At 66.3% G+C, this 22,092-nt stretch carries 26 protein-coding genes and 1 pseudogene; 12 read left to right on the forward strand and 15 right to left on the reverse strand.

Features of this window, described 5'->3' with window-relative positions:
- Positions 1-24: 24 nt before the first annotated feature.
- Positions 25-1,062 carry a sulfate ABC transporter substrate-binding protein gene (locus WS61_RS01800; RefSeq protein WP_059498979.1) on the reverse strand — a complete coding sequence of 346 codons (1,038 nt, stop codon included), beginning with the start codon at positions 1,060-1,062 and terminating at the stop codon, positions 25-27.
- Positions 1,063-1,326: 264 nt separating this feature from the next.
- Between WS61_RS01800 and lexA the strand changes: the two genes are divergently transcribed.
- Genes lexA through WS61_RS01815 form a run of 3 tightly spaced genes read left to right on the forward strand, consistent with a single transcriptional unit; the run spans position 1,327 to position 3,090 of the window.
- Positions 1,327-1,974, forward strand: coding sequence for a transcriptional repressor LexA (gene lexA / locus WS61_RS01805; RefSeq protein ID WP_059498980.1), 648 nt, complete (start codon positions 1,327-1,329; stop codon positions 1,972-1,974).
- 25 nt (positions 1,975-1,999) lie between these two features.
- Positions 2,000-2,335, forward strand: a complete 336-nt coding sequence (locus WS61_RS01810) for a hypothetical protein (RefSeq protein WP_006476078.1) — start codon at positions 2,000-2,002, stop codon at positions 2,333-2,335.
- A 29-nt stretch (positions 2,336-2,364) separates the two neighbouring features.
- On the forward strand, positions 2,365-3,090 hold the full coding sequence (locus WS61_RS01815; protein WP_059498981.1) for a DUF2939 domain-containing protein: 726 nt from the start codon (positions 2,365-2,367) through the stop codon (positions 3,088-3,090).
- A gap of 87 nt (positions 3,091-3,177) precedes the next feature.
- Here WS61_RS01815 and WS61_RS01820 read toward each other — a convergent pair whose 3' ends face one another.
- Positions 3,178-3,675 carry a universal stress protein gene (locus tag WS61_RS01820; protein ID WP_059498982.1) on the reverse strand — a complete coding sequence of 166 codons (498 nt, stop codon included), beginning with the start codon at positions 3,673-3,675 and terminating at the stop codon, positions 3,178-3,180.
- Between the two features lie 330 nt (positions 3,676-4,005).
- Between WS61_RS01820 and nodI the strand changes: the two genes are divergently transcribed.
- Both nodI and WS61_RS01830 read left to right on the forward strand, forming a co-directional pair.
- Positions 4,006-4,920, forward strand: coding sequence for a nodulation factor ABC transporter ATP-binding protein NodI (gene nodI / locus WS61_RS01825; protein ID WP_059498983.1), 915 nt, complete (start codon positions 4,006-4,008; stop codon positions 4,918-4,920).
- 6 nt (positions 4,921-4,926) lie between these two features.
- Entirely contained in the window at positions 4,927-5,760 is an 834-nt protein-coding gene (locus WS61_RS01830) for an ABC transporter permease (protein ID WP_059498984.1), read from the forward strand.
- A 37-nt stretch (positions 5,761-5,797) separates the two neighbouring features.
- Here WS61_RS01830 and WS61_RS01835 read toward each other — a convergent pair whose 3' ends face one another.
- The 4 genes from WS61_RS01835 to WS61_RS01850 all read right to left on the reverse strand — a co-directional run bounded on the left by WS61_RS01835 (position 5,798) and on the right by WS61_RS01850 (position 9,525).
- Entirely contained in the window at positions 5,798-6,220 is a 423-nt protein-coding gene (locus WS61_RS01835; RefSeq protein WP_034207242.1) for a hypothetical protein, read from the reverse strand.
- Between the two features lie 101 nt (positions 6,221-6,321).
- The gene (locus WS61_RS01840; protein ID WP_059498985.1) at positions 6,322-7,380 is read right to left on the reverse strand and encodes a permease; all 1,059 of its coding nucleotides are present in this window, start codon (positions 7,378-7,380) and stop codon (positions 6,322-6,324) included.
- Positions 7,377-8,507: a tRNA 2-selenouridine(34) synthase MnmH gene (mnmH, locus tag WS61_RS01845; RefSeq protein ID WP_059498986.1), complete on the reverse strand. Its 1,131-nt coding sequence runs from the start codon at positions 8,505-8,507 to the stop codon at positions 7,377-7,379. The genes WS61_RS01840 and mnmH overlap by 4 nt, the downstream gene beginning before the upstream one ends.
- Positions 8,508-8,571: 64 nt before the next feature.
- Positions 8,572-9,525 (reverse strand): LysR substrate-binding domain-containing protein, encoded by a 954-nt coding sequence (locus WS61_RS01850; protein ID WP_059498987.1) that lies wholly within the window; start codon positions 9,523-9,525, stop codon positions 8,572-8,574.
- A 162-nt stretch (positions 9,526-9,687) separates the two neighbouring features.
- Here WS61_RS01850 and WS61_RS01855 point away from each other — a divergent pair, with 162 nt between their 5' ends.
- Positions 9,688-11,109, forward strand: a complete 1,422-nt coding sequence (locus WS61_RS01855; RefSeq protein ID WP_059498988.1) for a M20 family metallopeptidase — start codon at positions 9,688-9,690, stop codon at positions 11,107-11,109.
- Positions 11,110-11,143: 34 nt separating this feature from the next.
- Complete coding sequence (locus tag WS61_RS01860; protein ID WP_059498989.1) at positions 11,144-12,430, forward strand: MFS transporter; 1,287 nt, start codon at positions 11,144-11,146, stop codon at positions 12,428-12,430.
- Positions 12,431-12,511: 81 nt separating this feature from the next.
- On the opposite strand, the gene WS61_RS01865 is transcribed toward WS61_RS01860, so the two are convergent.
- Positions 12,512-13,564 (reverse strand): NADP(H)-dependent aldo-keto reductase, encoded by a 1,053-nt coding sequence (locus WS61_RS01865; RefSeq protein ID WP_059498990.1) that lies wholly within the window; start codon positions 13,562-13,564, stop codon positions 12,512-12,514.
- A 149-nt stretch (positions 13,565-13,713) separates the two neighbouring features.
- Complete coding sequence (locus tag WS61_RS01870; RefSeq protein WP_059498991.1) at positions 13,714-14,151, reverse strand: PaaI family thioesterase; 438 nt, start codon at positions 14,149-14,151, stop codon at positions 13,714-13,716.
- Positions 14,152-14,338: 187 nt separating this feature from the next.
- Between WS61_RS01870 and WS61_RS01875 the strand changes: the two genes are divergently transcribed.
- A complete protein-coding gene (locus tag WS61_RS01875; RefSeq protein ID WP_059498992.1) occupies positions 14,339-14,827 on the forward strand; it encodes a helix-turn-helix domain-containing protein in 489 nt (162 codons plus the stop codon).
- Between the two features lie 335 nt (positions 14,828-15,162).
- The gene (locus WS61_RS01880; RefSeq protein WP_027784365.1) at positions 15,163-15,786 is read left to right on the forward strand and encodes a phospholipase D family protein; all 624 of its coding nucleotides are present in this window, start codon (positions 15,163-15,165) and stop codon (positions 15,784-15,786) included.
- A 151-nt stretch (positions 15,787-15,937) separates the two neighbouring features.
- Here WS61_RS01880 and WS61_RS01885 read toward each other — a convergent pair whose 3' ends face one another.
- Positions 15,938-16,165 carry a hypothetical protein gene (locus tag WS61_RS01885; RefSeq protein ID WP_059498993.1) on the reverse strand — a complete coding sequence of 76 codons (228 nt, stop codon included), beginning with the start codon at positions 16,163-16,165 and terminating at the stop codon, positions 15,938-15,940.
- A gap of 198 nt (positions 16,166-16,363) precedes the next feature.
- Between WS61_RS01885 and WS61_RS35990 the strand changes: the two genes are divergently transcribed.
- A complete protein-coding gene (locus tag WS61_RS35990; protein WP_373557104.1) occupies positions 16,364-16,684 on the forward strand; it encodes a diguanylate cyclase domain-containing protein in 321 nt (106 codons plus the stop codon).
- 74 nt (positions 16,685-16,758) lie between these two features.
- On the opposite strand, the gene WS61_RS01895 is transcribed toward WS61_RS35990, so the two are convergent.
- The 4 genes and pseudogenes from WS61_RS01895 to WS61_RS01900 form a co-directional block, all read right to left on the reverse strand.
- A complete protein-coding gene (locus tag WS61_RS01895) occupies positions 16,759-17,232 on the reverse strand; it encodes a VOC family protein (protein WP_059498995.1) in 474 nt (157 codons plus the stop codon).
- A 187-nt stretch (positions 17,233-17,419) separates the two neighbouring features.
- Positions 17,420-17,921, reverse strand: a pseudogene (locus WS61_RS35905) (aspartyl-tRNA synthetase); the annotation flags it as partial.
- 103 nt (positions 17,922-18,024) lie between these two features.
- The gene (locus WS61_RS35910; RefSeq protein ID WP_082741804.1) at positions 18,025-18,273 is read right to left on the reverse strand and encodes a hypothetical protein; all 249 of its coding nucleotides are present in this window, start codon (positions 18,271-18,273) and stop codon (positions 18,025-18,027) included.
- Between the two features lie 41 nt (positions 18,274-18,314).
- Complete coding sequence (locus WS61_RS01900) at positions 18,315-18,623, reverse strand: hypothetical protein (RefSeq protein WP_059499096.1); 309 nt, start codon at positions 18,621-18,623, stop codon at positions 18,315-18,317.
- Positions 18,624-18,806: 183 nt separating this feature from the next.
- On the opposite strand from WS61_RS01900, the gene WS61_RS01905 reads away from it, so the two are divergent.
- The gene (locus WS61_RS01905; protein ID WP_059498996.1) at positions 18,807-19,550 is read left to right on the forward strand and encodes a DUF695 domain-containing protein; all 744 of its coding nucleotides are present in this window, start codon (positions 18,807-18,809) and stop codon (positions 19,548-19,550) included.
- 683 nt (positions 19,551-20,233) lie between these two features.
- Here WS61_RS01905 and WS61_RS01910 read toward each other — a convergent pair.
- A complete protein-coding gene (locus WS61_RS01910; protein ID WP_059498997.1) occupies positions 20,234-20,629 on the reverse strand; it encodes a hypothetical protein in 396 nt (131 codons plus the stop codon).
- A gap of 288 nt (positions 20,630-20,917) precedes the next feature.
- Between WS61_RS01910 and WS61_RS01915 the strand changes: the two genes are divergently transcribed.
- Complete coding sequence (locus WS61_RS01915; protein ID WP_059498998.1) at positions 20,918-21,382, forward strand: hypothetical protein; 465 nt, start codon at positions 20,918-20,920, stop codon at positions 21,380-21,382.
- Between the two features lie 95 nt (positions 21,383-21,477).
- Here the strand turns inward: WS61_RS01915 and WS61_RS01920 are convergent, their stop codons facing one another.
- A complete protein-coding gene (locus tag WS61_RS01920; RefSeq protein WP_059498999.1) occupies positions 21,478-21,993 on the reverse strand; it encodes a GNAT family N-acetyltransferase in 516 nt (171 codons plus the stop codon).
- Between the last annotated feature and the right edge of the window lie 99 nt (positions 21,994-22,092).

Genomic DNA, 22,092 nt, shown 5'->3' on the forward strand with positions numbered 1-22,092 from the left:
GGCGCGCCGCTTGTCGTTATGGCGTTACTGCGGCTTGTAGATCGAATCGAACACGCCGCCGTCCGCGAAATGCGTCTTCTGCGCATTCGTCCAGCCGCCGAACGTGTCGTCGACCGTGTACAGCTTCAGCTTCGGGAACTGCCTGGTCAGCTCCGCCGGCACGTTCTTCGAACGCGGCCGGTAATAGTTGCGCGCCGCGATTTCCTGGCCCTGCGGGCTATACAGGAAATTCAGGTAGGCCTCGGCCAGCTTGCGCGTGCCCTTCTTGTCGACCACCTTGTCGACCACCGCGACGGGCGGCTCGGCCAGGATGCTCACCGACGGCACGACGATCTCGAATTTGTCGGTACCGAATTCCTTGACCGACAGGAACGCCTCGTTTTCCCACGCGATCAGCACGTCGCCGATCCCGCGCTGCACGAAGCTCGTCGTCGCGCCCCGCGCGCCCGAATCGAGCACGCCGGCGTTCTTGTAGAGCTTCGTGACGAATTCCTTCGCCGTCTGCTCGTTGCCGCCCGGCTTGTGCAGCGCGTATGCCCACGCGGCCAGGTAGTTCCAGCGCGCGCCGCCCGAGGTCTTCGGATTCGGCGTGACGATCGAGATGCCCGGCTTGGTCAGGTCGTCCCAGTCCTTGATCCCCTTCGGATTGCCCTTGCGCACGAGGAACACGATCGTGGACGTATACGGCGACGCGTTGTCGGGCAGACGCTTCTGCCAATCCTTGTTCACCAGCCCCTTGTTCGCGAGCGCGTCGATGTCGTACGCCAGCGCCAGCGTGACGACGTCGGCCTGCAGGCCGTCGAGCACCGAGCGCGCCTGCGCGCCCGATCCGCCGTGCGACTGCTTGAAGTTGACGGTTTCGCCCGTCTTCGCCTTCCACTCCTTGCCGAACGCCTGGTTGAAATCCTGATACAGCTCGCGCGTCGGGTCGTACGACACGTTCAGGAAAGTCGTATCGGCCTGCGCATGCGTCGCGACGCCCAGCGCCGCCGCCGCGCCCAGCGCGAGTGTTGCGATCAGGCGGCCCACCCCGCCCACCAGCCCCGTATTGCGCTTCGCCATCCTTGGTTCTCCAGTGTTGTCGGTATTGCGATGTCGGGCCAGTCTAGCGAACGGGTTACATGATTAAAAATAATCGTTCCTCATTTTTTAATACTCAAAAGTGCTAACGCATACGGGACGGACGGTTGCGGCGGACAAACCGGCGTCCGGGCGTCGCGAAATCACGCCGGAACCGGCGCGATCGCGTCGAACCTCAAGTAACACTTGAAATTCACCAAGTACTGTATAAAAATACAGCTCACTGTCTATCCATACAGTTGAGCCATGACCAAACTCACCGCCCGTCAGCAGCAAGTGTTCGACTTGATCCGTCGCGCGATCGAGCGCTCCGGATTCCCGCCCACCCGCGCCGAGATCGCGGCCGAACTGGGCTTCAGCTCGCCGAATGCGGCCGAGGAGCATCTGCGCGCGCTGGCACGCAAGGGCGTGATCGAGCTGGCCGCCGGCGCATCGCGCGGCATCCGGCTGCTCGGCATCGACGACACCCCGCACCAGTTCACGCTGCCGCACGCCGGCCTGATGCAACTGTCGCTGCCGCTCGTCGGCCGCGTCGCTGCCGGTAGCCCGATCCTTGCGCAGGAGCACATCTCGCAGCATTACGCATGCGATCCCGCGCTGTTCACCAGCAAGCCCGACTACCTGCTGAAGGTGCGCGGCCTGTCGATGCGCGACGCCGGCATTCTCGATGGCGACCTCCTCGCCGTGCAGAAGCGCACGGAAGCGAAGGACGGCCAGATCATCGTCGCGCGTCTTGGCGACGACGTCACGGTCAAGCGCCTGATGCGCCGGCCCGGCGGCCTCGAGCTGATCGCGGAGAACCCGGATTACGAAAACATCTTCGTCAAGGCCGGCAGCGCGGATTTCGCGCTGGAAGGCATCGCCGTCGGGCTGATCCGCTCGGGCGAACTCTGACATTCCATCTCGCCAGGAGAACATCATGGAACGCCTTGCCCGCCTGCTGCCTTTCCGTCAATTCGGTCGCCTGCGTCATCTGCGCGGCCGCACGCCATGCGCACCGCTGTCCGCGGCGGCGCCAGTGCAAGAAGAAGTCGCAGTCGAACGGCAGGCGTCCCTGCTGCCGTCAGCGCTCCCCGCGTTCGCGCGGGTATCGCTGAATGCCGGTCTGAATCACGCGGAACCCGCACGCCGAGCGCCGGTGCGCGTCTATCACGGTCGCTCGCGCCTGATCATGGTGGGTACGATCGATGCCGTGTGCCGCATGATCGATCGCTGCATTGCAGAGGAACGATCGGCCACGCCGGGCGGTCTCTGATTGCGGAACGTTCCCGCACCGGAGGCAACGTGACTGAATCGTCGCGCCGCGCACGGCGCCTCAAGCCCCTGCTGATCGTCGTGCTGGTCGTCGCCGTCATTGCGACGCTCGGCTATGCGTACGCGTCGCCGTATGTCGCGCTCGGCCGCCTGAAATCGGCGATCGATGCGCGTGATGCGCAGGCGATCAGCGAATATGTCGACTTTCCGTCGCTGCGCATCAGCCTGAAGCAGCAGGTCACGGAAGAGTTGATGCGTCGGATCGACGCCGTGAAGAAAAATAATCCGTTCGCGGTGATTGGCGCGCTGATCGGCTCTGCGCTAATCGGCCCGCTGGTCGATGCGTACGCGACCCCGGAGGGCGTGGCCGCACTGATGAACGGATTGCCGCCACGCGGCAATCCGGGCGAGCGCCCGCCTGAATGGTCGAACCCACCGCCAGCAGGCAATGCACCCGGCAACACGCCTGCCGCACCGGCCGCCAATCCGGCGCCGGCAAGTGCCGGCGCACCGGGCGGCAACGCGGCCGCTTCGGCGGCATCGTCGCCGGCACCGGCGCCCGCACCCGCTGCACCGGCCAGCCCGAGCGAAGCAACGCCAGCGCCGCATCAGCAGCAAACCAGCGCGGGCTACCGAAATATCGATGAATTCGTCGTGACGTATCAGCGCAGCGCCGACGGCACGCGTTATGCGGCGATCTTCCACCGCTTCGGGCTGTTCTCGTGGAAATTGTCCGGCATCGACCTGCATGCATAGCAGGCCGCGCTCGACACGCGCACTGCCGGTGCAGTGCGACGTCTGACCGACATGCATCGCCGGTCAGACGGCCATCCGGCCTTTAGATCATTTGCCGCTCGCGATGGTCGCTTCACGCTCGCGTGCGATTTCGGCCTTCTGCTCTTCCGCCGACGAACACGCCACCAGAATGCTGCAGTTCACGCGATCGAGCAGTTGCGTGTTGCCCGACCCCATCCACCATCTCGACAATCCGCTGCGGCACCGGTGCCCGACGACGACGAGATCGACCTTCAGCTCCGACGCGAGATTCGCGATTTCGTCGATCGGATAACCGAACGCGAAATGGCCCTCGGCCTGGACGCCGCGCTCGCGCAGCCAGTTCACGCCTTCCTGCAGAATTTCGCGCGCGGTTTCCTCGAAGCGGCCGCATGCGACATCGGTCAGCAAGCCTGCACTTTGCGCAATGCTCGAACGCATGTCGACGACCGACAGCAAATGCGTTTCGGCCTTCAGGTCCATCGCGAGATTGGCGCCGCAACGCAGCGCCTTGCGCCCCTCGAGCGTGCCGTCGTAACACAGCAAAATCTTGTTGTAGCTAGCCATGGAGCCTCCCTATCGCAACAACGAGCCTACGCATTCATCATGGTGCGCCGCAATTCAGGACGCAAGGGATGGAAAACGCTGATTCGCCCCGCGCGGCGCGTGCGCGATGATGCGGTGCACGATCGGTGCGCACCTGCATCGCACCGTGCAGGCATGCGCTGAAGCGATGCAGCCGATGCACTAGAATGGCCCGTTCCATCTCGAGCGGGCCGCGTCGCGCCGGCATCGTGTGCTTCGACCATGCCCGTGTGACACGCATTCGCGCGATCCGTTCGCCAGCCCGCCACGCACCGGTAGCGGAACGCGCCCGCTTACAACGACAGCCCGCCCATGCCCGTCGCACCGATCGATTTCCGCAACGTCGAAAAGCACTATGGCGACAAACTCGTCGTCAACGGTCTGTCCTTCAACGTGATGGCCGGCGAATGCTATGGCCTGCTCGGGCCGAATGGCGCCGGCAAGACCACGACGCTGAAGATGCTGCTCGGCCTCGCGCATCCCGATGCTGGCGCCATTTCGCTGTGCGGCGAACCGGTTCCATCGCGTGCGCGACACGCACGCCGGCGGGTCGGCGTCGCCCCGCAGTTCGACAACCTCGACCCCGACTTCACGGTCCGGGAAAACCTGCTCGTGTTCAGCCGCTATTTCGGGATGTCGGCGCAGGCTGCACGCGCACTCGTGCCGCCGCTGCTCGAATTCGCGAAGCTCGAGAACAAGGCCGATGCGAAAGTCGGCGAGCTGTCGGGCGGCATGAAGCGCCGCCTTACGCTCGCCCGCGCGCTCGTCAACGATCCCGATGTGCTGGTGCTCGACGAGCCGACGACGGGCCTCGACCCTCAGGCCCGGCACCTGATGTGGGAGCGGCTGCGCTCGCTGCTCGCACGCGGCAAGACGATCCTGATCACCACGCATTTCATGGAGGAAGCCGAGCGCCTGTGCGATCGGCTGTGCGTGATCGAGGAAGGCCGCAAGATCGCCGAAGGCGCGCCGCACGCGCTGATCGAATCGGAGATCGGTTGCGACGTGATCGAGATCTACGGGCCCGATCCGGCCGCGCTGCGCGACGAGTTGTCGGCATTCGCGAAGCACACCGAGATCAGCGGCGAGACGCTATTCTGCTATGTGACCGATCCCGAGCCGGTCAGCGCACGACTCAAGGGCCGTACGGGGCTGCGCTATCTGCATCGCCCGGCCAATCTGGAGGATGTGTTCCTGCGGCTCACGGGCCGCGAGATGCAGGATTGATCGACCATGGACGTCCGTCACTATTCCGCCACCACGCCATCGGCCCCGCCGCGCGAATCGCGCTTCGCGATAGCGATGCCGGCGAACGCCAGCAACTGGATCGCCGTCTGGCGGCGCAACTATCTCGTGTGGCGCAAGCTCGCGCTCGCGTCGATGTTCGGCAATCTCGCCGATCCGATGATCTATCTGTTCGGGCTGGGTTTCGGGCTCGGCCTGATGCTCGGCCACGTCGACGGCGTGTCGTACATCGCGTTTCTCGCGGCCGGCACGGTCGGCTCGAGCGTGATGATGTCCGCGAGCTTCGAATCGATGTATTCGGGTTTCTCGCGGATGCACGTGCAACGCACGTGGGAAGCGATCATGCATACGCCGCTCGCACTCGGCGACATCGTGCTCGGCGAGATCGTCTGGGCGGCCAGCAAGGCGATGTTGTCGGGCGGCGCGATCATGCTCGTCGCGGGTGGGCTCGGCTACGCGCAGTTTCCGTCGATGCTCGCGGTGCTGCCCGTGATCGCGCTGGCCGGCCTCGCGTTTGCCAGCATCGCGATGATCGTCACGGCGCTCGCCCCGTCGTACGATTTCTTCATGTTCTATCAGACGCTTGTGCTGACGCCGATGCTGCTGCTGTCGGGCGTGTTCTTCCCGATCGCGCAGTTGCCGCCGCTCGCGCAGCACGCGGCGCAGGCGCTGCCGCTCGCGAACGCGGTCGAGCTGATCCGCCCTGCGATGCTCGGCCGGCCGGCGACCGACATCGCGTTGCACGTCGCGGTGCTCGCCGGCTACGCGGTCGGTGGGTTCCTGCTGTCCGCATGGCTGTTCCGGCGGCGGATGATGCGCTGACGGCCGGCGCACCGGCCGCCGGCTTCATGCGACGACATTACTCGTCGTCGTCGCTCCACGGAATTTCGACGTCGGTCAGGAACGCGACGGTCGCAAGCGGGCCGCCTTCCTGCCGGCCGAGCTTGCCGTCCGCGCGATGCCATTCGACGCGAAACTGCGTGCCCGGATCGTCGGCCAGCAGATAGACCGTGCGCAACTCTTCCTTGTCGGCTTCGTCCACCGGGCCGTCGAACGACACCAGCATCTTCTGCGGCCACAGGCCGTTGACGGGATCGTAAATCCGATCGCCTTGCGGAATGTCGATGCTGGCCTCGACACCGATCGTTGCGGAGGCCTCGATGATCATCGTGCCGAGTGCCTGCAGCACGGCAGTCGCCCGCGCGGAATTGGCCTGGCGGATCGCGAGATCGCCGCGCGTCAGCGCCTTTTCGAGTCGAGGATGGATCTTCGGTTGGGTCATGCGTTTTCCTGTTTGCTTCTTGTAAAAGGCGCCGCACACGTGAAGCGGCGGCGCCGGATGAATACGACGATGGCGCGCGACGGGCGCGCCGTTTGCATGCATCAGAACCCGAACGCGATCGCGAGCAAGCCGCTCGCGATCCCGAACACGACGACGAGCGCCGCGACGATCGCCAGCACGTAGGGCTTGAACGAACGCGCGAGCATCGCCAGCGACGGCACGCTGATCGGCGGCAGCGTCATCAGCAGCGCGGCGGCCGGGCCGACGCCCATGCCGAGCGACAGCATCGCCTGGATGATCGGCACCTCGCCGGCCGTCGGGATCACGAACAGCATGCCCGCAACCGCGAACGCGACGATCCAGCCGAGATGATTGCCGATGTCCGGGCCGATATGCGGAAACAGCCATGCGCGCGCAGCGCCGAGCAGCAGCACGAGCACGATGTATTCGGGCACGAGCCGCACGGCCATGCGCGCGAGCAGTTTCATCCAGCGGACGAACGGATTGCCGGCTGCAGCCTGCTCGGCCGCCAGCGCCGCGAGCTGCGCATCGTCGATGCTGCGGTCTTCGGGACGCGCGATGCGGTTCAGCAGATAGCCGATCCCGAACACCATCGCGATGCCGAGCACGACGCGCAGCGCGCTCCAGTGCCAGCCGAGCACGAAGCCCATGAACACCAGCGCCGCCGGGTTCAGCACCGTATTGCCGAGCCAGAACGCGACCGCGCCGCCCGGCGACGCGTGGCGCGCACGCAAGCCCGCCACGACCGGCGCCGCGCAGCACGTGCACATCATCCCGGGCAGCGACAGCAGCCCGCCCGCGGCGACGCTGCCGAATCCCGTGCGGCCGAGCACGCGCGCCACCCAGTGCGCGGGCAACAGCGCCTGCACGGCCGAGCCGAGCAGCAGGCCGAGCACCATCGCCTGCCAGATCGCCTTGCCGTACGCCCACGCATAGTCGAGCGCCGCCTTCAGCGACGGTTCGGGCGCGGCCGCGGACGTGCCCATCAGGATCGACTGGCCGATCGAATGGTGCTCGGCGGCAACGAACGCCTTGTTGTAGTACGGGAACCATTTCACATAGAACAGGCCCGCGACCGCGATCAGCAGGAAGGTCATCCAGCCGAGCGCCGGAGTGGGTTGGGTGCGTGTGGTCGTCATCGTGCGGTGGTCGTCGATTGGTCTTTGTCGGTTTCGGATGTCGCGCCGGCGGCAAGCGCGGCCGATGCGGGCAGTCCGGCTCGCGCGAGTTCGGCCAGCAGCCTGCGCGCCTGATCGCGCACGTCGGCTGCGTTGGGCCGGAACGTGAACGTCAGCGCCCGGTTCGGCTTGTTGTACGTCGCGCGGTAAGTGCGCGCATAGGCGGGATCGTAATGCTTGTCGATCAGTTCGGCGAACAAATCGGCCCGCGCGCCGGCATCGATCAGCCCCTTCCAGCGCGTCACTTCTTCGCGGCTGTGCAGGCCGATCAGCCGATGAAGCTGCGCCTTGAACGCATCGGGTTCGTCGAACAGATGCGCGTAATCGTCGAGCAGGAACGCGATCCGCTCGTCGTGGGCCGCCTCGACCTGCACCCACGGCCCCGCGTGAAACGCGTCGATCAGCGCGATCGGTAACTGCACGAGGCCGATCCTGCGGCTTTCCGACTCGACGAACACCGGCCATTCGGGGTCGAAACGCCCGAGCGTCTCGACGAGCCCCGAATCGAACCCCTTTTGCGCCGGCTGTGGTCTGCCCGGCAGCGCGCCGAGCAGCGAGCCGCGATGGCATGCGAGCGCTTCGAGATCGAGCGTCTGCGCGCCCACGTCGCGCAGCGCGTTCAGCAGGCGCGTCTTGCCGCAGCCCGTATGGCCGACGAGCGCGATGTAGCGAAAGCGCGTCGGCAGCGAGTCGAGCGTCGAGCACACCGATTGGCGGTACGCCTTGTAGCCGCCGTCGAGCTGGCGTGCCTTCCAGCCGATCAGGTTGAACCAGGTCGTCATCGAGCCCGAGCGCTTGCCGCCGCGCCAGCAATAGATCAGCGGCCGCCAGTTGCGCGGCCGGTCGGCGAACGTCGTATCGAGATGGCGCGCGATGTTGCGTGCGACGATCGCCGCGCCCACGCGCGTCGCCTCGTACGGCGATACCTGGCGGTACATCGTGCCGACGAGCACACGCTCTTCGTTGCTGAGCACGGGCGCGTTCAGCGCGCCGGGAATATGATCCTCGGCGAACTCGAGCGGCGTGCGCACGTCGATGATCTCGTCGAACTCGCCGGCGCGATCGAGGGTGACAATCAGGTTCTTCAATTTGGCGTCGAACAGGGGCGATACGGCTCGGGGAGCCGCATGGGCACGGAAGGCGGATTGACGATTATCTCACGGGCCGGCGTCCCGGGCGTCGCGCGGCGGTCGGCGGCGGCGAGGCGGCCTGCATCGCGTCGATCAGGTGGTCGCGGAACGCGCGCACCGACGCGGGCAGATCGCGCCCCGCCATCGTCTGCACCTGGATGCTGCGTTCGCGCAATTGCGGGTTCGTCACTGGCACGACGACGAAGCCGTCCGCATCGGAGCGATCGCGCACCGACAACAGCCCGGTGAACATCACCGCGCCCGTGCGCCGCGCGTAGCCGTACATCGCGGCGGTGTTGTTGCTCGTCAGTTCGGGCTCGAGCAGCAGCCCGTCGAGCGCGCACGCGATGTCGATCAACTGACGCACCGTCGTGCCGGCCTCGGGCAGCACGTGCGCGTGCCGCGCAACGTCGGCGAGCGACACCGCGTCGCGCGCCGCGAGCGGATGATCGTGCCGGACCAGCGCAAAGACCGGCGCGCGTTCGGTGTGGTCGACGCGCACGCCCTTCTCCGGCGCGAGGCTGAAGGTCAATGCGATGTCCGCATCGCCGTCGCGCACGCGCCGGGTCGCGTCCGCCGGCGACACGACCCACACGGTGAAATCGACGCCCGGGTGGCGCGCCTTGAAGCTCGCGAGCACGCCGGGCAGGAAATCGATCGCGAACCCCTCCGAGCACGCGATCTTCAGCAGGCTGCCGTGCAGCGCGTCGAGCCCGCCGATGTCCTTCATCACGTGTTCGGCCTCCAGCAGGCTGCGCTGCGCGAACGCCAGCAGCCGCTCGCCGGCCTCCGACAGCGCCATCCCGCGCGGTCGCCGCTCGAACAGCGGCGCGCCGAGCTCGCTCTCCAGTTTCGCGATCTGGCGGCTGATCGCCGACACGGCCACGTGCAGCCGCGCGGACGCGTCGCTGATCGAGCCGGTACGCGCCACCTCGACGAAATATCGCAACGCCAGACCATGCAGGAAAGCCGCCATCGTTCTGTCTCCGCGCCGCATCCGGTCGCGCTGCTTTGCCTTTTCGGCAAAGAAAGGTTCGAAATTCGATCATTGTGACAAAAAAACCGGCTTTCTAGAATCGATCGCACTTCACGTTGCGTACGCGGCCCGCGCGCAGCGAACCCTCGGAGGAGACACGATTTGAGCCGTACCGCCGCTATCCAGCACGCACTGAACCAGTTCGAGTCCGGTGCATTCTTCACGACCCTGAGCCGCCGCGTCGGCCTGCGCACCGAAAGCCAGGAAAGCGGCAGCGGCGCCGCGCTGCGCGCCTACCTGACCGACGAGATCGCGCCCGAGGCCGCCCGCCTCGGCTTCACGTCGCGGATCGTCGACAACCCCGTCGACGGCGGCGGCCCGTTCCTGCTCGCGTCGCGCCACGAAGACGACGCGCTGCCGACCGTGCTGATCTACGGCCACGGCGACGTCGTGCGCGGCTACGACGCGCAGTGGCGCGCGCCGCTGTCGCCGTGGACGCTGACGGCCGACGGCGACCGCTGGTACGGCCGCGGCAGCGCCGACAACAAGGGCCAGCACTCGATCAACCTGGCCGCGCTGGCGAGCGTGCTCGATGCACGCGGCGGCCGGCTCGGCTTCAACGCGAAGCTGCTGATCGAGATGGGCGAGGAAACCGGGTCGCCGGGCCTCGACGCGCTGTGCCGCCGGGAACGCGACGCGCTCGCGGCCGACGTGCTGATCGCGTCCGACGGCCCGCGCATCGCCGCCGCGCGCCCGACGGTATTTCTCGGCTCGCGCGGCGCGGTCAACTTCAAGCTGAGCCTGCACGCCCGCGACGGCGCACATCACTCCGGCAACTGGGGCGGACTGCTGCGCAACGCGGCGATCGTGCTCGCGCATGCGCTCGCGAGCCTCGTCGACGCGCGCGGCGCGATTCGCGTCGCGGGGCTGCGCCCGCCGCCGATCCCGGCTGCCGTGCGCGACGCGCTTGCCGATCTCTCCGTCGGCGGCGGCCCCGGCGACCCGGCGCTCGACGCCGACTGGGGCGAGCCCGGCCTGTCCGCCGCCGAGCGCGTATTCGGCTGGAACACGTTCGAGATTCTCGCGTTCAAGGCCGGCAACCCGGAGCATCCCGTCAACGCGATTCCGCCCGCCGCGTATGCGCACTGCCAGTTGCGCTTCGTCGTCGGCACCGACTGGGAAGCGCTGCATGCGCATCTGCGCGCGCATCTCGATGCGCACGGCTTCGCCGACATCGAGATCGACGTCGAACGCGGCGCACCGGCGACGCGCGTGCCGCCGGACGATCCGTGGGTCCGCTGGGCCGTCGCGTCGCTCGCGCGCACCACCGGCAAGAAGCCGGCGATCCTGCCGAATCTCGGCGGCACGCTGCCGAACGAGGTGTTTGCCCACACGCTCGGGCTGCCGACGCTGTGGGTGCCGCACTCGTACCCGGCGTGCTCGCAGCACGCGCCCGACGAGCATCTGCTCGCGAGCGTCGTCAGCGAGGGGCTGCAGATGATGGCCGGCCTCTTCTGGGATCTCGGCGACGACGCGCCGCCCGTTCGCCGCGCGGCAGCCGCCGCGGCCGGCGCCGCCCTGTAACGCGCTTCGCCCCTTTCACGGGACTGCACACACGATGAATACGACCACCCTGACCTCGCAGGACGCCGCGCACCCCAGCGCCGCGAAGATCCGCCGCATCATCTTCGCGGCGTCGATCGGCAACGCGCTCGAATGGTTCGACCTGATCGTCTACGGCTTCTTCGCGGTCACGATCGCCAAGCTGTTCTTCCCCGCCACGAGCGAAGCGACGTCGCTGATGCTGACGCTCGGCACGTTCGGGCTGTCCTACCTGATCCGGCCGATCGGCGGCTTCGTGCTCGGCGCGTACGCGGACCGCGCGGGCCGCAAGGCGTCGCTGCTGCTGTCGATCGCGATGATGATGGCTGGCACGCTGCTGATCGCGCTGATGCCGACCTACGCGTCGATCGGCATTCTCGCGCCGCTCGGGATCATGCTGTCGCGGCTGATGCAGGGCTTTTCAGCGGGCGGCGAATTCGCGAGTTCGACCGCGTTTCTCGTCGAGCATGCGCCGCAGCGGCGCGGTTTCATGTCGAGCTGGCAGTTCGCGAGCCAGGGCCTCGCGACGTTGCTCGCGTCGGGCTTCGGCGCGCTGCTGACGGCCACGCTGACTTCCGCGCAACTCGAAAGCTGGGGCTGGCGCGTGCCGTTCCTGTTCGGGCTCGCGATCGGTCCGGTCGGGCTGTACATTCGCCGCTACGTCGACGAAGGCGTCGAATTCAAGACGCAGGCGCGCTCCGACGCGCCGGTGCGTGAGCTGTTCGCGGCCCAGAAGTTGCGGCTGCTGCTGTCGATCGGCGCGCTCGTGATCTCGACCGCGATCAACTACATGATCCTGTACATGCCGACCTACGCGATCAAGCAGCTCGGGCTGCCGGCCTCGACGGGATTTGCGGCGACGCTCGCGACCGGCTTCGTGCTGACGCTCGTCACGCCGGTCGTCGGCCATCTGTCCGACCGCACCGGGCGGATCCGCATGATGGCGGTCGCCGCCGTGCTGATGCTCGTGACCGTGTGGCCGACGTTCGCATGGCTCACACGCCACGCGTCGTTCGCGACGATGCTCGCCGCACTGGTCTGGATCGGCGCGCTGAAGGCGATGTATTGCGGCGCGCTGCCGGCGCTGATGGCCGAACTGTTCCCGTCGCAGACACGCGCCACCGGGCTCGCGGTCAGCTACAACACCGGTGTCACGCTGTTCGGCGGCTTCGCGCCGTTCGTCATCACCTGGCTGATCAGCGCGACCGGCAACCGGCTGTCGCCGGCGCTCTATCTGATCGGGTGCGCGCTGCTGAGCCTCGCCGCGCTGTTCGTCGCACGCACGCGGCTGAAGATGCGCTGACGCGGGACACGACGGCGCAGCCATGCGCCGCCGACACGGCCCGTCGTGGCATCGCTGCCGCGCGCGCGGGCCGCGCGCCGTTTACGGCGCCGGATTCGGCTGCCGTTCGTGCAATGCGTCGATCTCGGCGAGAATCTCGTCGGACAGCGTTACGTCGATGCTGCCAATGTTCTCCTTCAACTGCTCGAGCGACGTCGCGCCGACCAGATTGCTGCGCACGAACGGGCGGCTGTTGACGAACGCGAGCGCCAGTTGCGCGGGCGACAGCCCGTGACGCCGCGCGAGCCCGACATAACGCGACGTCGCCTCGATGGCCTGCGGCTTGCTGTAGCGCTGGAAGCGCTCGAACAGCGTGATGCGCGCGCCGGCCGGACGCGCGCCGTTCTCGTACTTGCCGGACAGCCAGCCGAACGCGAGCGGCGAATACGCGAGCAGGCCGACGCCGTCGCGATGCGTGAATTCCGACAGCCCGTTTTCGAACGTGCGGTTCAGCAGGCTGTACGGATTCTGGATGCTCGCGATGCGCGGCAGCCCGAGCCGCTCGGCCGCGCGCAGGAACTGCGCGACACCCCACGGCGTTTCGTTCGACACGCCGATCGCGCGCACCTTGCCGGCCTTCACGAATTCCGCGAGCACGCCGAGCGTTTCCTCGATCGGCACCGTGTATGCGTCGTCGACCCACGGATACGCGGGACGGCCGAACGTGGTCGTGCTGCGATCGGGCCAATGCAGTTGGTAGAGATCGACGTAGTCGGTCTGCAGGCGCTTGAAGCTACCGTCGAGCGCTTCGGTCAGGTTCTTGCGGTCGAACTGGTTGCCCTCGCCGCGGATATGGCGCGGATTGTGCGGCTGCCGCGCCGGCCCGGCAATCTTCGTCGCGAGCACGATGCGGTCGCGCTGCGCGCGATGCTGCGCGATCCAGGTGCCGATGTATTGCTCGGTGCGGCCCTGCGTGTCCGGCTTCGGCGGCACCGGATACATCTCCGCGGCGTCGATCAGCGTCACGCCCTGCCCGAGCGCATAGTCGATCTGTTCGTGCGCGTCGCGCTCCGAATTCTGCTCGCCCCACGTCATCGTGCCGAGACCGATCAGGCTGACCTCGATGCCCGAATCGCCGAGTGTGCGGTATTCCATGCTGTTCCTGTCGCGTCGGTGGAAAGCAGGAACGCTATCACATCGAAGCGGTTGCTTCAGGCTGGCGCCGCGCACGCTTACAAGCGGCTTTTGGGCTGCCCGGCGCGCTCACGCGCCCGCTGCCCGGACGACGCTGCCGCCGCCCTCCGTCACTGCGGCCGCTGGATGAAGCAGGTCGCCGACGCATGCGCGACGATCTTGTCGTCCGGCGTCTTCAGCGTGCCCTCCGCGACGCCCAGCGAACGCGACAGGTGAATCACGCGCCCTTCCGCGATCAGGTCGACGTCGCGCGGCACGGGCCGCAGCATCTTCACGTGCAGATCGACGGTGCCGTAACCGACGCCCGCGTCGAGCATCGAATGCACCGCACACCCGGTGACGGAATCGAGCACCGTCGCGGCGAACCCGCCGTGCACGCCGCCCAGTGGATTCAGGTGGCGGCCGTCCGCCCGCGCCGAAAACTTCACGTAACCGAGCTCGACATCGAGCGGACGCATCGGGATCGTCTCCGAAATCGACGCAAGTGGCACGTCGCCCGACACGGCGGCACGCAGCAAATCGAGGCCAGACAGGGAAAGCGGATTCATCGGGTTGTCTCCGGGTTGAAAGCGCGTCGCCGCGCGAGTAAGTTCTAAATTGGAACCCATTATTGTCAACGATGCCGGCCGTTGTCAACGCGGCTGCGCCCGTTGCAACCGAAGGCGGGTTCTATAATCGAACCCGCTATTTCGCTGAACCGCCGCAAGACCGCCGCAAGAGGCAAGAGACTCGACGATGAAATGGGATGACATCGGCACGCTAAACTGTTCGGTCGCGCGCACGCTCGCCGTGCTCGGCGACCGCTGGACCATGCTGATCCTGCGCAACGCCTTCCTCGGCTGCCGCCGCTTCGATGCATTCCAGGCCCAGCTCGGCCTGACGCGCCACGTGCTGGCCGAACGGCTGGCGCGCCTCGTCGACGAAGGCGTGCTCGTCAAACGCGCGTATCAGGAACGCCCGCCGCGCTTCGAATACCGGCTGACGGAAAAAGGCCGCGACCTCTACCCGGCGCTGCTCGCGCTGATGGCGTGGGGCGATCGCTGGAAGGACGACGGCCAGGGGCCGCCGCTGCAATTGCGCCACCGGACCTGCGGCCAGTTGATGCACGCGGTGACCGTATGCTCGGCCTGTGGCGAGCCGCTCGACGCGCGCGACGTGCAGCCCGAGCCAGGGCCCGGATGGATCGCGCCCGATGAGGCCGGCGCGCCTGTAACCACGGATTGACGATGCGCTACGCGCGGATGTCCGTCAGACGCGCCCGTTGCACGCACGCTTCGGCGACAGGCCGCATGGGGGCCGAGTCAGTCCGACCGGAAGCACGCATTGCTCGCACACGCGGGTCCTGCAACGGCGAATGCAATCGCATGCCATCGCCGGCGCTGTCCGCTGTCCGTTGACCGCCCCGCGCGCATACACGAGTTGCACAACGCAACTTTGCGTCACCCTCATCGCCGCTGCCGATCATCGTGCGGCCCCTCGCTTCGCATCCGCACGTGACCGGGCCGCCACGCGTGCGTTACACTCACGGCCCGCTGTCTCGAAATTATTCGCTGTCCAAGATGTTGTCGCGCAATCGCCTCGCTGCCGCCTGTCTCGCCGCTTCCCTGCTCGCCACCCCCTTCGCCGCCTTCGGCAAGACGCAAAGCGAATCGCTGCTCCAGCAAGCAATCGATCTCGTGTCGCGATGGTTGCCGGCCCCCACTCACGAAGCACCCGCGACGCAGGTCGTCGAATCGGCGTTCTCGCCCGACGGCGGCGCCGAAGCGCTCGTGCTGAAAGCGATCGGGGCGGCGCGCAGCTCGATCCGGGTCGCCGCCTACTCGTTCACGTCGCCGCCCGTCGCGCGCGCGCTGCTTGCCGCCAAGCGCCGCGGCGTGAATGTCGCGGTGGTCGTCGACGACAAGGGCAATCGCGCGAAGAGCAGCAAGCAGGCACTGAACCTGCTCGTCAACGCGGGCATTCCGACGCGCACGATCGACGCCTATGCGATCCATCACGACAAGTACCTCGTGATCGACGCGGAGCACGTCGAAACGGGTTCGTTCAACTACAGTGCGTCGGCCGCCAGCCGCAATTCCGAGAACGTCGTCGTGGTCTGGAACAATCCGCAACTCGCGTCGCGCTACCTCACGCACTGGCAAAGCCGCTTCGACCAGGGCACGCCGTACCGCTCCAGCTACTGACGCGCGACACGCGCTTTCGCCCGACGCTCGACCGCTCGCATTTTTTGCCGCCGCGTGACAGATGATCGGCGAGCATGGCGCGATGCTCAATTCGGCCAAATGGCCAGCATGCCGGCTCGCGAAGCGCCCATCACGGGCGACGCCGCCACGTTCAATGGATTTCGGGCACCCGCCCGATCACTGCGCCGGCATGCGCGCCCGACACGCAGCGGTTCGCGTGCCCGTCCGCATCGCTTGCCGGATTCGCCGACAAGCCGCGATCGCCCATCGGCAGCACGCTGCGCACGCAATCGGTGCTGAACATCAGCGTGTTCTGCACCAGTGGGTAAAGGAGATACAGCGCAAACGCGAGATAGTCCGCGTACAGAATTCGAACCATGGTGCGATGGGATGCGATGAACGATTGGACTTGTCCTGTTTACGGCATCGCGACGCGCACCTTGAGGTATCGCCCGTGCGACGCCGCATCGGAACGAAACACGAGCCGATGACACCCGCTTCTCACAGCATCTTCGCCGCCCCTCACGGAGCCGATCACCGCAGCCGCGAGACGTGCAGCGTGGCGATGCATCGAGGAATGCGGGATACGTGTTCGGAAACGTTGGCGGACGCGCTGCGCGACAGCGACGTCGTCGCGCGGCGCGGCGGCGACGAGTTCGTCGTGCTGTTGAGCGCCACCGATCCGCCGACGTCGCCGAGCCCGTCGAACGGGCGACGCAGACGCTCGCGCAGCGCAATGCAGCCGACGCACGCGGCTACGCGATCCGTTTCAGCGTCGCGCACGTTGCGTACGATCCCGCACGCCATTGCACCGTCGCCGACCTGCTCGCATCGGCCGATCGCCGGATGGACGAACACAAGCAGCGCGGCAAGACGACCGGCGCATGACCGCGGATGAGCCGCGCCGGCGCGGCAGCGCGCAACCCAAGCCGCCGCGCCGCCGCTCGGCCGCGGTCGTGCAGGGACGTCGGTTCAGCTTCCGCAAGGCGGCGCACTAGCCATTGCGTCCGCGATCTGCTCGGGCGTCAGGTCGCGCTGATGCGTCGCCAGCGACCAGCGATGCCCGAACGGATCCTCGACCTGCCCGTAACGATCGCCCCAGAACATGTCGGCGGCGGGAATCGTGATCGTCGCGCCGGCCTCGACCGCCTTCGCGATCGCGGCATCCGTGTCCGGCACGTACAGATGCAGACAGACGGGCGTGCCTTTCAGCGCCTTCGGGCCGAGCGCACCGTGCTCGGGCATTTCATCCACCAGCATCAGCGTCGAATCGCCGATCGCAAGGCACGCATGCGCGAGCCGGCCGTCGGGCATCGCGAGGCGAAACTGTTCGGTCGCATCGAATGCGCGCTTGTAGAAGTCGATGGCTGCGGTCGCACCCGCACAGATCAGATGCGGGGTCAGCGTGCGCATCCCTTCCGGGATCGGCTTGACGGACGTGGACATGGTGTCGCTCCTTCAGTCGGTTGTCGTATCGAAAATCGGGACGGACGCGCGATGGGCACGCCTCCGATGCTACGACGGACGACTCCCGCGGAAATCGACACGACATGCGGGATTTTTTTGTTTGGCCGAGCCACCGAGTGCACAGGACGCCCGGGGCCTCGTCAGCGGGTTCGGGCGGCCTGCTCGTCGGTTGGCCGAAATGACGGCGGCAGGCCTGCAGCAACTCGGCCACCGCGTCGAGCGGAAGATCGACAAACCGGCCGATCGGCAACATCACGCCACCCGGCACCTTCGTGCGCGACGAATGTACGGAGAACTGGTAGCCGATGTAATGATGACCGGCGACGCGGACGATCCGGAATTCCGTGACGTCACACCAACGCGTGACAGGTTTTTCGCGGGCGGAACCGATCAGCCGGAAGCCCGTCTCGTCGACCTGCAGCGCCATCTGGCGCCGCGACGAGATGAACAACGCGGCGCTGGACAGCCCCAGCAGCGCGGCCAGCACCCCCACGGGCCAGAGCGTCGGGGCGGCCGCATAACCGCACCGGCTCGCCGAAGCCAGCCCCGCGCACACGATCTTTCAGCCTTCGGCCGCCGACTGCCAGCGCGACCGGCAACGGGCCGGTGACCGTTTCCGCGACGGGATCGACATGCCAGCCGGAATCCGTCGTTTCGCGTCTGTTCATTGCACGCTGGCCCGTGTCGACGGCCGCCGGGCCATCGACGCGGGCGACATGCCGGCTTTCCGATCCCGCTCGCGCGAATTACGCGCCATTGCGCCGACGTCGGTCAATTACATACCTTGACCGTGCCGTTCGTCGTGCATTGACCGATGGCCCAGTGGCTCTGCCCCGCCAGATGAGGCGCGAGGCCCATGCCGCGGATCGGCGCGGCCGGCGGTGAAGACGCGGGGACGGTCGCCGACGCGGTCTCGGGCGACGGTTGCACGGGCGACGGCCCGGACGCGGTCTGACAGGCGGCAAGCGCCGAACAAAGCGCGAATGCCAGCGAAGCGATGGCGGATCTGGGCATGATCATGGGCGCGTTCGCGCGATTCGTTTTGGGGGACCGGCTCGCAGTCAGATTTGCGGCAGATCGCGCAACGTGCGCGACTCGCTGGTTGCATCGATGTCGAGCTCGATGCCTTCGGACGCATCGCGATACAGCACGCGCTTCAGCCTGGGTCCGATCGCAGTGGTGTCCGATGCCGAGAAGATCGCGCGGACATCGTTGCCGGACGCGAGTGCGCGCGCCACGTCCGCCACCGGGGCCTCGCTGGGCGCCGCCGCCCACGAGCGATCGACCGGGTTCACGGCCGCCCAGCGCACGTGCGTCACGCGCGCGCTGAGCGGATCGATTCGGACACCATTCACCGCAAACGTCGACATCGGCATCTCCTTTGAGTTTTTGCAGCCCGCCGCATGCACGCTGCGGGCTGCGAACGGCCCGGACCTTGCCCGCGCGGCGCGCACGGCCCGCGATCACGTGCGCGGCTCCGGCCAACGCGATTTTCGATGATACATTGGGACGCTTTGCAACCGTCAACAGACGATCGTGTACGGGAGAAACACATGAGCGACGCCTGGGGAACCTTCCCTGCCAGAATGGGCGACCATCAGGCTTTCATCAGCTTCAACCACGGCTTTGCGGAAATCGCGGATGGCGATCCGCGCACGTCGGTGCTCAGCGTGCGCGTTCCCTTCGCGCATCCATCGCCCGACGGTCTGCCGACCGGCGACGAATTCGCCGATCTCGCCAAGATCGAGGATCTGCTCGACGCCGCGATCACCGCGAAAGACGGCGTGCAAGTCGGCCGCATCACCGTCGACGGCAACCGGGATTTTCTTTTCTACGTGCCCTTCGACGAAGAGGCGGCCGCCGAGATCGTCGACTCGCTGGCCGACCGGACGACCTATGCGCTTCAGTACGCCCATCAGGACGACCCGGACAAGACGACATACTGGCAGACGCTCTACCCGACCGAGGACGATTGGCAGATCATGCGCGACATGCGCACGCTGGAGGCGCTGCGGCAGCAAGGCGACGTCGCCGACGTGAGCCGGCGCGTGATGCACTGGGCGTACTTCCCCGACCCGAGCGACGCACACCAGTTCGCGGACTGGGCCGAAGCGAAAGGCTATCCGGTCGAGTCGGTCGCGCCGACCGAAGACGGCAAGTCGGCGGTGCGGTTTTCGCACGAAGGCACGATGGCCCTCGCCGATATCACGCGCCATACGATCGTGCTCAATCGCGAGGTGCGCGCACTCGGCGGCAATTACGATGGATGGGAGACCAGCGTCGAACAGGCCGGCTGAGCGGCGCGCGATGCCCGCGGCGCCTGATGCGACGTCACGCATGCGACGCAAAAAACATCCCGGCAGCGTTGTTGCGCGCTGCCGGGATCAAGGCATCGCCGGCAAAAACCGGCGATGGGCCTGAGGGTTCGCTCAGGCACGAGGAAAGCAATTCGAACGGATCGGGCGAACGGATGTGAGAGTGCGAACGCGTGCCGTCGCGCAGTCCGCCGAACGCCTGTCCGGTTCCGCCGACGCAATTTTCCGGCGTCGGGGGGCAAAAAGCCCCCGCTCCTGCGCGAGCGAGCGGGGAAATGGTTGACCGGGCCGGGGAAGAACGGTCAACCGGTCAAATTGTGATCTCGAGTCGCGCGGCGGTCTGTGCGGCAACTCACCCTTTAGTGACAACGTGACGGCAACCGGCATGCTCGCGTGCCGGCGAATACCGTCACGATTCAAGCACGACGCATTGCTTACCGGCCTCGTTGACGAAAAGCCGGGAGACGGCGTTCGTCTTTTCATCCCGGCGTTTTATTTTTTAATCAAGCCGCTTTTTCAGGCCCAAAGGCGCAGCTTCCGGTAAATCACAAGTATTGTCAAAGCAGGATTATTCTATTTTTTCGCGCGATGCGATTCCCGTCTCGTTTTTCCGTACGGAATTTCTTGCGCGCAATGATCTGCGTCATGAAAATACAAGTTCGTCGCTACAACGAGCCACTGGAAAACCAGTCGGCAGCCATATCGATCCAGTCGAGATTGCTGACGATTTCAATAGCGGCGCCGCCGACGATTTCGGCTGTCGACGAATTTGCCGCCACCGCGCCGGTTGCCCCCGCGCTCATCTTCGCTATCTCGGTCGATGCGACGGGCCTCGGATCGGCAAGCCGCTCCAGCCAGTCGACGATATTGGCGCGCGCGTCCGCCTCGTCGGCGAAATCGTTTCGCTCCAGAAAACGATCAAATACGATCCACGCGAGCGTCTTGCTTCGCACCTCGGACTCGAGCTGCCTGTCGACGACGACGGTACGGCCGGACTCGGCGATTTCGAGCGTCGCCGTGAAGCAGTAATCCAGATATTCGATCTCGAGTTTCAACGACATGGCTTCTCCGCTCAATGCGCCCTCTCATTTTTTACGATGTCCGGCGTGCTTCGCGACACCGTGTGAATCTTGCGTGAATTTCGCGCCGGGTTTCATTCTCGCTGGCAGTATCGCGATATTCTCGCAACCTGTCGATCTGGACCGTCAACACATGATCGTTCCCATTCTTTTTGTCGGTTGAGCCGGTAAGTCGCTCCATTTTCCTGTTTTTGGTATCGAACCGCTGCACAGCCGTCCGCGCTGCTAAACTCGAATCACGAGGGCCGCTTGCGCCACCAGAGGAAATCAATGACGCTCGCTCACGCACGACGAGGCGACGTAGATGTCTGGATCGTCCAGCTTCCCGGGCACGCTCCCTATGCCTACACGCACCTCAAGCGGGTATTTTCGTCCGACGACTCTCGACATCGGGTCGTGACGGTCGACTTGAAGAAACTGCTGACCTGCGCCGACCGCGACACCACCGACTATGTGCTGCCGTCGGTTCAGTATTGGGCACCCGGCAAGGCCGCGGGCATTCGCGAATTCCTCGATCCGGACCGGGACCGGATTCCGGACATGCCGTTCATCACGTTTCGCGAGACGAGAACGCGAACGCTGCTCGGCATTCCCGGCCTGTCGAAACTCGGCGTCGCGTCGTTCCGTAACGGCCAGCATCGCGCACGCTATCTCGCCTATGCCGGCGCGACGGTCCTGCCTGTCGAAATCCACGAGACCGAAGCCGATTTGCTGGTCCGGTATTGCGGCGAATGATGGCGAAGTCCGTTCGGATTTCACCGGCCGCGATGCCGTAGCAGGCCGGCCGCGGCTGCACGCGCGTGCGCGGCACGCCGACGCCGGCAAAGCGTTCAAGCCTGGATCGCGTAAATCCGGTCGGTGACTTCCGTCCGGCCGATGCGGCTCGTTTCGACTCCGGCCAATTGCCAGCCGTTGTGTTCGTAGAACCCAATCGCACGCACGTTGCCCTCCAGCACCTGCAGATGGACCTTGTCCACGCCGATCGACCGGGCCCATGCGCGAACCGCTTCGATCATGCACTTGCCCGTGCCGCTGCCGTGATGCGACGGATGAACGTGCAGGCAGTCAAGCAACACACCCAGCGCCGGATCGACGGGGCGCTCGGCGCTGACGAAGCCGACCGGCTCGCCATTCGACTCGGCGATCAGCACGAAGCCCCAGTCGCGCTCGTTGCGATCGAAATACTTGCGCCACCGGATCGCATGCTCGGTCGGCGCCTCGTCGGACAGATAGGCGGCTGGAAGAATATGGCTATAAGCGGTTTGCCAGCTCAGCGTGTGCAGGCGAGCAATGTCGTTCGCGTCGTGCACCGTCGCGGCGCGCAGTGTGGTCCGGGTGTCCGGCATCGGTAGCAACTCCTTGTGCTCGTTCTCTTGATCGGCATGTGTCTTCGCAAAATATACCGTGCTTGCGGGATGCACTTCGCACGGGCTCGTCGTCGGAAG

It is taken from the genome of Burkholderia sp. ABCPW 11 (genome assembly GCF_001523445.1).
GTDB lineage: Bacteria > Pseudomonadota > Gammaproteobacteria > Burkholderiales > Burkholderiaceae > Burkholderia.